Below are 8,501 nucleotides of genomic sequence, written 5' to 3'. Positions count from 1 at the left end.
ATTCCTTTCATTTTAATAATATAATAATACGTAGTTCGTTTTAAATGTATCTTTATAGAACCTATAAGCACTCTTATTCAAATATTAATCTAATTAAGATATGATTATAGTAAAATTACCGTATACCTGTATAAATTAAGAAAAGAAACTACTTTAATGATAAGGAGAGCTAAAATGCGTCGTTCACCTATAGATTATTTACGCATAGCAGGAATCTTGGATGGTATTTCATTACTGACGTTATTACTTATTGCTATGCCACTAAAATATTTTGCTGATTTACCGCTTGCAGTGACGATTAATGGTAGTATACACGGGGGTATTTTCCTTTTGTATATTGGAAGCATTCTATATGCAGCTATTCGCATCCAGTGGTCGATTAGTTGGTCACTTGCCGCTGTATTTGTCGCTTTTATTCCATTTGGGAATTTTATCTTTGACGTTTATTTAAAAAAAGTGAAAGATCGCTACCCTGTTAAGCCTTTCCAAATGTCATGGATTATCTATAGCATTATATTCTTTTCATTTATAGACTTATTTGCTCAGCTTCCGGTCATGAGTACATTTGCGAAGTCAGTAGGGGCGAGTGCATTTATTGCAGGCATTGTGGTCGGTTTATATTCTTTTACGAACTCATTTGGCAATATCGCATCGGGAATATTAACGGATAAAATTGGTCCACTCTCGATGATGTTATTTGGACTGGCCGCTACGAGTGCATCATTATTTTCTTATCATTTCGTTGATGACCCTCTGACTTTGCTTATTGTTCGATCTCTACACGGCTTTTTTGGTGGCCTAATTGTACCCGCTGCATTTACGCTCCTAGCGAATACAACTGCGCATGATAAACAGGGGAGTAAGAGTGCGGTAACTGGATCATTCGTGGGGATTGCTGCCATTATAGGACCAGCTTTCAGTGGAATAATGGCGAGTAAAACATCCGTTCCGAATGTCTTCACCGTAATAGGCGCACTCGGTGTCTTATTACTTGTTTGCTCTTTTTTATTACGTCAAGTACACGTCAAGAAGCAAGAGAGAGAAGCGTCGCATGTCTCATTCAATTGGAACCGGGATGTACAAAAAGCATTTATGGGTGCGTTCTTTTTGATGTTTTCCCAAGGGGCATTGGCTTATTTGCTGCCTTTGCATGTAGAAGCACTTGGCTATAGTTCCCGGATGTCCGGTACACTAATGAGCATGTTTGGAATTGTAGCGGTTTTCCTATTTATTTTACCGACAAATCGAGTGTTTAACCGGGTAGATCCTGTGTATACAATGCTTATTGGTGTGGCTGTTTTAGCCATTAGCCAAATGCTGATTGGGCAAATGACGACGACGTTGACATTATATCTTGTAATGATTCTATACGGGATTGGATTCTCAAGTTTATTCCCGTCTATTAATACACTCTTGATACAATCCACGACGCCTGAAACACGTGGACAGGCTTATGGATATTTTTATGCATTTTTCTCTATCGGTGTGGTTGTTGGTTCATCGGTTCTTGGTTTTTTACGGATTGGTATCGCTGGAGGGTTTATGCTCACGGGTGTAGTGCTCACAGGATTTTTTATAGTTGTCCTTTTCGATATTCGAAAAAGGGTAAAGAGCAAGAAAATTTCTGATTTTAGTATGAAATGATTAATGAAAAAGGAATGCAGGATTGTTTTACGTACTTTAGCTTATGCCTTTTTTGTATTGATGCTTCTAGACTTGTTCATTTTTTCGTGTAAATCTGATAAACTTGTAGCACTTATAGATTGAAAGGTGTAGGTATTATGATTAAGGAATTTAGGGAGTTTATTGCTAAAGGCAACGTACTTGATCTGGCTATTGCAGTAGTGATGGGGGCGGCATTTGGAAAAATCGTTTCGTCACTAGTTGAAAATATTATCATGCCGATTGTTGGGATTTTACTAGGGGGAATCAATCTTTCTTCACTGTCCATAACGGTGGGAAGTGCGGTCATTCAATATGGATCGTTTATTCAAGCCGTGATTGATTTCTTGATTATTGCGTTTGCTATTTTCATATTTATGAAGTTGGCAAATTCCATTTTTAGAAAAAAAGAGCAAGAAGAGGTCGTGGTGGAAGCACCAGCAACTGAACAATATTTAAAGGATATCCGTGACCTTTTGCAAAAAAATGTACGCGAGGATGACAGGAGATGAATCTCTTCATTTTCTGAGCACGGTAAGGTTATATAGAAAATAAATAGAATGATAAAGAACATGTCTGGAACAGTTTCGTTCCAGACATGTTCTTTATTTGTGTTCATAGAGGTTTCGGGTTTAAGAAATTATAGACGGTAATCACTTCAATCTTCTGGTCTGATTATTAAGCATCAGGAATAATCGTTACGGCGATTGCCCGAACGGGAGCATCTATTCCATCGCTTACAACCTGATAGTATTTAGTTATTAATTCATTTAATTCGTTTTGAAATAGCGTAAAGTTTTCCTCATCCATCTTTAATTCTACTAAAGAAAAGGTAGCGCCATCCTCTAGTTGTTTTTTTTCTTCTAGTTTTTTAAGATAACTTTGATATTGAGTCAGCAATGATAATTGATAATAGGAAAAATAATCAAGCTTCTTTTCACTAGAAACATTTTTCCATTCTTCCACACTAAGTCTGGCCTCGATTTCATTGAGTGCATAATATTTTTCGGAAACGGATTTAACCTTCTTTTCTTTAATCACTCGGATAACATCAGAATCTAGCATGGTTTGTATATGTCTATATAGGGTCGCTTGTGGAACGTTTTTAATGATCTTGACCATTTCCAATGGGGTTAATCCATTGTCTTTATTCCTCATCAACACCTGTGCAATTTTCATTCTTACGGGATGCATTAAAACGTCTACTTTATCAATCATTATATTCTCCTTGTATATTAACTTATGAATTATCTAATTCTTATTATAAATAATGAGAATGAGTATTGCAATTTATTCCTTTTGAGGTTAGCATTGTTATTATCAATAACGATAATGAGATTGGAAAATTGGAAGGAGCGTTGGAAATGAAATTGCATTATGGATTAGATGATTTTAAAGAGATTGATATGATGGCCATTCTGCCCATCATATTACCGGTTATCGCAATAGGTATCCTATTAGTTTCGATTGCCTTACTTGATTTATATAAACATAGAAAGACAAGAGAGAACGTTCTCATTTGGACTTTGATTATTTTGTTTGTTAATACATTTGGACCCATTTTGTACTTTGTATTAGGACGAAAGGATATGGAGAAACCATGAAATTAGAAATCAAGAATGTGACGAAAGCATTTAAAGGAAAAATCGCTGTAAATCATTTTTCGATGGAATTGCAATCGGGGGAATGTGTCGGGTTAATCGGGCCTAATGGTGCTGGTAAATCAACTTTGATTAAAGTGATTTCTGATATTATCGATCCAAATAAAGGTGAAGTCTTGTTGAATGGTATAAAAATATCAAAAATGAAAAAGGAAATTGGTTACTTACCACAGTACCCTAACTTTTTTCATTGGATGTCAGCGAATGAGACCCTTACGTTTATGGGAAAACTATCAGGTTTGAATAAAAAAGAATTATCACATTCGATACCGGATATTTTGGGGAAAGTCGGCCTAATTGGCGAAGGAAACTCAAAGGTTGGTACATTCTCAGGAGGAATGAAACAACGACTTGGGATCGCACAAGCATTACTGCACAAGCCTTCGCTTATTGTCATGGATGAACCGGTATCCGCATTAGATCCGATCGGCCGAAGAGAAGTGTTAAACCTGATTGAGGAAATCAAAAAGGAGACAACCATTTTATTATCAACCCATATTTTGAGTGACGCGGAAGAAATATGCGAACGATTTGTCATTATAAAAAACGGCACAAAAATTGAAGATACGACAAATACCGAATTAATAAACCGCCACAGTGAAAATAAGGTCTATATCGAAATTGCAGCAAAAGATCAAATGTGGATTGATGTCGTAAAGAAATTACCCTATGTGAATGGAGTAGATGTCATCGGACATAAAGTGAAAATAAACGTTGAAAATATAGAGGAAAACAAAAAAATGATACTGGAGAATGCAATCGCGCATGATGTGGACATCGTTAAATTCGAAATCCATCATGATACGTTAGAAGAAATCTTCTTGAAACTGGTGGTACAGAAATGAATAACTTTCTTGTATTGGTAAAAAAGGAATTTGTTCAAATGATCCGCGAGTATAAAGTGGTTTGGCTACCGATTGTCTTTATTTTTCTTGGAGCTACACAGCCGGTGCTCACTTATTACTTGCCATCCATTTTGGAAGAAATTGGAGGTGGTCAGGGAATTACCATTGACCCGAACCTGGCCAATCAAAAAGGAGGGGAAGTATTAGCTAGTACGGTAGGATCTCAATTTGATCAACTTGGGCTTATGGTACTTGTCATTTCAATGATGGGAATTATTCAATCAGACAAGGAAAATGGGATGCTATCCTTTATTTTAACACGGCCTGTGTCTGTTATTTCATATATCACTGGAAAGCTTGCTTCCTATTATCTGATAGCGGCTTTTAGTGTAGCCATTGGATACCTCACTTCATTTTTATACGTGAATTTTCTGTTTACAGATGTTCCATTTTCACAGATGATAAGTGGATTATTATTTTACCTTGTTTGGATTCTTTTCATTGTTGCCTTTACCACCATGATTAGTACAATTTTTTCGAGTCAAGGGATAATTGCATTGATTTCTATTGTAGTCCTAATAGGTTATAGATTGATCGTCGGTTTGAGTCCACTAATCGACCAGTTTAATCCTGCTAGTATGAGTATACATGCCATGGAAACGCTAATCGTGGAATCAGTAAATTCTAACGTGCTAGGAAATCTGCTTGTTACTCTACTTTGGATTTTCCTGATACTCTTTGTCATGATTTATTGGATTGACAAAAAAAAGTTTAATCATGAATAAATACGGAATAATCTGCAATGAAGATTGACTAATAATGAAAGGTTCTTAAAGTAACATCCTATATACGTTCTATCTCTGTTTTTTTAATACCTAATACTCTGGGAGTTGTTTTCCTGGAGTTTTTTAATTTGTTCTTTTTTGAAGGCTCTGTTCTAAAATATTGTTGCTAATGGTAAAACAGAGACATCTTTTATGCTGTCTCTGTTGTTCAAAAAAAGTAAAGTATACTTTACTTTTGTTTCGATTGCTATATAATAATATAAGTAAAGCTAACTTTACATTTGAGAGGGGAGTTAAATATGAAAAATAGAATCCCAGAATTACGAAAACAATTGGGCTTTACGCAGCAAATTATGGCTGAGAAGTTAAGCGTCTCACGTCAGACGATTATTTCTCTTGAAAATGAAAAGTACAATCCATCTATTCTTTTGGCTTACCAAATAGCCAAGCTATTCGGTAAAACAATTGAAGAAGTATTTATTTTTGAAGAAGAGTAAAGGAGTGAACACGATGAAAAATATAGAAAACAGAAAAATATGGTATACAGCACTTTTAGTTGTAGGAGCTACACTATATATATTGGCAGAATTAATGGAGTTAATTGATAGTTTTTGGAGTGGAATGGGGTTAGGGTTTGTCGTTATTTCTGGGCTTCGTTTAGTTCAAATTGCGCGTTATAAAAATAATGATGAGTATGCTAAAAAAATAACAGTAGCAAATAATGATGAGCGCAATCAATTTCTTGCTAATAAAGCTCGTTCTACCGCTTTTTATAATTCTATTTTACTAGAAGCGATTGTTGGTATTGTCTTACACATAATAGGAAAAGCAGAAATTGCCCAAGTAATCTTAACGGTTCTGTGTGGTCAATTAATTATATATTGGGTAACCTATGTGTTCTTAAAATCAAAATATTGAAGAACGATACAAATAATACTAAGTTTATTAATAAATTCGGTGAGAGGTGATTGATTATGAATAATAAAAGTCCTAATAATAAGAGATGGTTTGTATTAATTGCAGCACTGATTATGTTATATTTTTCTCTAAAAGACTTCGATTTATCTCGATTAGAAAAATTAACATTTAAAGATGTTCTGCCATTAATCGTGATTACAACTATTATTTTTTTATTTAGAACAAGTATACTCTCTGTTGTTTTACTCAGTATACGAAAATTATGGAATAAGTTAACTAAAAAAAAAAAGGATTAGCAGATGATTTTATTTGCTAGTCCTTTATTATTTTCTCACTATCTCAATGGCTTGTTAAACTAAACTGCTCCGATAGTGAAATAAGGCATATTAGTAAAATACATCATTTAAAATTCCTAATATCAATTACAGTGGTGAAATTTGCCTTTTTACAGGCGTTCAACAACATTTCATCTGTATTTTCTTTAGAGGGAATCTTTTTGTTTAATTCTAAGAAACGATGCCATATCAAATAACCGTTTAGGTATTTTGTTGCTACACCATTAAAACGGAACATCCAATCTTTTAATCGACGATGATAGCTATTAACGTGCTGGATGTGATAAATATTTTTCCGAACATATTCCTTTTTACGTGCATTAATAGCTTCGTGTTTTAACCCTTTCATAGCCGCAAATTTCTTATAGTTCGTTGCCGTATCTGTGCATAGCAAAGCAGAATCATCTAAATAATCACCTAGTACATTATCTATATCAAATGCTGTTATTCGCCCTTTACCAGCAACTTCAGAGAGGATTTGACCGTTTCTATCGTAAGCAACAACCACACATATTTGTTCTTTAGATATACCTCTTTTAGAAGCAGAACCGCCTCTTTTTCGAGGTTTACGATGAGTAAGATTCTTCTTCCCTTTATCACTCTCCAAGAAAAAGGTTTCGTCCCTTTCAACTACACCTAAAAGTTTCTGATGACCAATTGATTGCAAGGCAAACAGTACCTTATGTCTCCAATAAAAGGCGGTACTAAGGTGGATTTTTAATTCTTTAGCGATAGCTCTTAATGAACAACCGTCCACCATCATTTCTATGTATTTAAGCCATTTATGAGGATATTTAGTACCAGACAAAGGGCTGGCGGTCATATCGTTAAACGACTTTCCACAATCTTTACATAGATAACGTTGACGAGCTTTATATGTACCATTTCTTTTAACAGACATACTCCCGCAATGTACACAGGCTAATCCATTAGAAAAACGTTTCTCCCGAATTCCCACAATCTTGTTTGAAATATTGGTCTTAGAATCTGGGAACAAATCTTCCTTCATAGCAAAGAAAAGCTTTAACTGTTCATCTTTGGTAAGGTCTGAAAATTGTTCATACATATCTAGCCACATCAATAGAATTGCTCCTGTCATAATAAGTTCAATTATTATAACAGTATGGTATCCTCAGCAACAAATTATACGAACATAGCCTTTTTGAAATAAAAAAAATATTTTTAATAGTACTATGGAATTATTCAGGTGTATAGATGGGATCAAAGTCAGAAGGGTGAAGAAGTAACGGATAGCTCATACCAAGAATCATTTATGAGAACGGGGTCATTAAGGATTTAAACGTTCAGGAAAAACTACCTATTAAAATGGGTGATGTTTTCCATATCTCAACATTTCATAATGTTAGGTAATCTAACAAGTATATTGTGTAATTGAAAAACAAATGATACAATTTAGAAAATTCCGAAATGTGAAACTGGCATTCCGAATTTCGGAATTGTATTAATTGGCTTACAAACTATCAATCTATGAGAAGCGTAATGGAATTATAGTTGAAATGGAGGAATAATCATGCATACAGTTGATTTGAATTGTGATTTAGGAGAAAGCTTTGGGGCCTATCGAATGGGAAATGATGAAGAAATTTTAAATTACGTTACTTCAGTGAATGTTGCGTGCGGTTTTCACGCTGGTGACCCATCAGTCATGAGAAAAACAGTTCAGTTAGCTTTGGAAAAGGATGTAAAGATCGGTGCCCATCCTGGTTTACAAGATTTAATGGGATTTGGGCGACGGAATATTAATATTTCCCCTCAGGAAGCTTATGATATTGTGGTGTATCAGATGGGTGCATTGAATGGTTTCTTGCAATCTGAAGGAGGCCGGATGCAGCATGTCAAACCACACGGGGCACTCTATAATATGGCGGCTCAAAACAAAGATTTGTCACTTGCCATTGCAGAAGCCGTATATAAAATTAATCCACAACTAATATTATTCGGTTTGTCGGGAAGTGAATTGATACGTGCTGGTCAATCTATTGGTTTACGGACTGCTAGTGAAGTGTTTGCCGATCGTACGTATCAAGATGATGGCTCATTGACATCTCGAAGGGAAAAGAATGCATTAATTGAAAGTGAGGATGAAGCTGTAGCTCAAGTCATTACCATGGTTAAGGAAGGAAAGGTCCTGTCCCAGCAAGGAACGGAAGTAGCAATTAAGGCAGATACGATTTGTATACATGGAGATGGAACTCACGCACTAAGCTTTGCGAGTCATGTTAAAAAATCGCTAGAACTGTCTGAAATTACAGTTAGTTCCTTCACTTAATAACA

The 8,501-nt window shown here is 35.2% G+C and carries 10 protein-coding genes; 8 read left to right on the top strand and 2 right to left on the bottom strand.

Annotated features, from left to right (window positions below):
* Positions 1-174 precede the first annotated feature (174 nt).
* A complete protein-coding gene (locus tag ACIQXQ_RS20020; RefSeq protein ID WP_402959685.1) occupies positions 175-1,644 on the top strand; it encodes an MFS transporter in 1,470 nt (489 codons plus the stop codon).
* Between the two features lie 137 nt (positions 1,645-1,781).
* Positions 1,782-2,174 (top strand): large conductance mechanosensitive channel protein MscL, encoded by a 393-nt coding sequence (gene mscL / locus ACIQXQ_RS20015; RefSeq protein ID WP_402959683.1) that lies wholly within the window; start codon positions 1,782-1,784, stop codon positions 2,172-2,174.
* Positions 2,175-2,340: 166 nt separating this feature from the next.
* Here mscL and ACIQXQ_RS20010 read toward each other — a convergent pair whose 3' ends face one another.
* The gene (locus ACIQXQ_RS20010) at positions 2,341-2,880 is read right to left on the bottom strand and encodes a helix-turn-helix domain-containing protein (protein ID WP_402959681.1); all 540 of its coding nucleotides are present in this window, start codon (positions 2,878-2,880) and stop codon (positions 2,341-2,343) included.
* Between the two features lie 146 nt (positions 2,881-3,026).
* Between ACIQXQ_RS20010 and ACIQXQ_RS20005 the strand changes: the two genes are divergently transcribed.
* The 5 genes from ACIQXQ_RS20005 (at position 3,027) to ACIQXQ_RS19985 (ending at position 5,871) form a co-directional block, all read left to right on the top strand.
* Positions 3,027-3,266, top strand: coding sequence for a PLD nuclease N-terminal domain-containing protein (locus ACIQXQ_RS20005; RefSeq protein ID WP_402959679.1), 240 nt, complete (start codon positions 3,027-3,029; stop codon positions 3,264-3,266).
* Entirely contained in the window at positions 3,263-4,168 is a 906-nt protein-coding gene (locus ACIQXQ_RS20000; RefSeq protein WP_402959677.1) for an ABC transporter ATP-binding protein, read from the top strand. Before ACIQXQ_RS20005 ends, ACIQXQ_RS20000 begins: the two co-directional genes overlap by 4 nt.
* Positions 4,165-4,953, top strand: a complete 789-nt coding sequence (locus ACIQXQ_RS19995; protein ID WP_402959675.1) for an ABC transporter permease subunit — start codon at positions 4,165-4,167, stop codon at positions 4,951-4,953. The genes ACIQXQ_RS20000 and ACIQXQ_RS19995 overlap by 4 nt, the downstream gene beginning before the upstream one ends.
* Positions 4,954-5,252: 299 nt before the next feature.
* Positions 5,253-5,450, top strand: a complete 198-nt coding sequence (locus ACIQXQ_RS19990) for a helix-turn-helix transcriptional regulator (protein ID WP_402959673.1) — start codon at positions 5,253-5,255, stop codon at positions 5,448-5,450.
* Positions 5,451-5,463: 13 nt separating this feature from the next.
* A complete protein-coding gene (locus ACIQXQ_RS19985; protein ID WP_402959671.1) occupies positions 5,464-5,871 on the top strand; it encodes a hypothetical protein in 408 nt (135 codons plus the stop codon).
* A gap of 399 nt (positions 5,872-6,270) precedes the next feature.
* On the opposite strand, the gene ACIQXQ_RS19980 is transcribed toward ACIQXQ_RS19985, so the two are convergent.
* Entirely contained in the window at positions 6,271-7,284 is a 1,014-nt protein-coding gene (locus ACIQXQ_RS19980; protein WP_402959687.1) for an IS1595 family transposase, read from the bottom strand.
* A gap of 453 nt (positions 7,285-7,737) precedes the next feature.
* On the opposite strand from ACIQXQ_RS19980, the gene pxpA reads away from it, so the two are divergent.
* On the top strand, positions 7,738-8,496 hold the full coding sequence (pxpA, locus tag ACIQXQ_RS19975) for a 5-oxoprolinase subunit PxpA (RefSeq protein ID WP_402959669.1): 759 nt from the start codon (positions 7,738-7,740) through the stop codon (positions 8,494-8,496).
* The last annotated feature ends 5 nt before the right edge of the window (positions 8,497-8,501 follow it).

Source organism: Peribacillus sp. NPDC097198 (assembly GCF_044762055.1).
In the GTDB taxonomy this organism is placed as follows: domain Bacteria; phylum Bacillota; class Bacilli; order Bacillales; family DSM-1321; genus Peribacillus.
This window is presented reverse-complemented; position numbering and strand designations above follow the sequence as displayed.

Coding starts and splice junctions, on each gene's coding strand:
- ACIQXQ_RS20020 (WP_402959685.1), top strand. CDS start 175: ATGCGTCGTTCACCTATAGATTATTTACGCATAGCAGGAATCTTGGAT.
- mscL (WP_402959683.1), top strand. CDS start 1,782: ATGATTAAGGAATTTAGGGAGTTTATTGCTAAAGGCAACGTACTTGAT.
- ACIQXQ_RS20010 (WP_402959681.1), bottom strand. CDS start 2,880: ATGATTGATAAAGTAGACGTTTTAATGCATCCCGTAAGAATGAAAATT.
- ACIQXQ_RS20005 (WP_402959679.1), top strand. CDS start 3,027: ATGAAATTGCATTATGGATTAGATGATTTTAAAGAGATTGATATGATG.
- ACIQXQ_RS20000 (WP_402959677.1), top strand. CDS start 3,263: ATGAAATTAGAAATCAAGAATGTGACGAAAGCATTTAAAGGAAAAATC.
- ACIQXQ_RS19995 (WP_402959675.1), top strand. CDS start 4,165: ATGAATAACTTTCTTGTATTGGTAAAAAAGGAATTTGTTCAAATGATC.
- ACIQXQ_RS19990 (WP_402959673.1), top strand. CDS start 5,253: ATGAAAAATAGAATCCCAGAATTACGAAAACAATTGGGCTTTACGCAG.
- ACIQXQ_RS19985 (WP_402959671.1), top strand. CDS start 5,464: ATGAAAAATATAGAAAACAGAAAAATATGGTATACAGCACTTTTAGTT.
- ACIQXQ_RS19980 (WP_402959687.1), bottom strand. CDS start 7,284: ATGTGGCTAGATATGTATGAACAATTTTCAGACCTTACCAAAGATGAA.
- pxpA (WP_402959669.1), top strand. CDS start 7,738: ATGCATACAGTTGATTTGAATTGTGATTTAGGAGAAAGCTTTGGGGCC.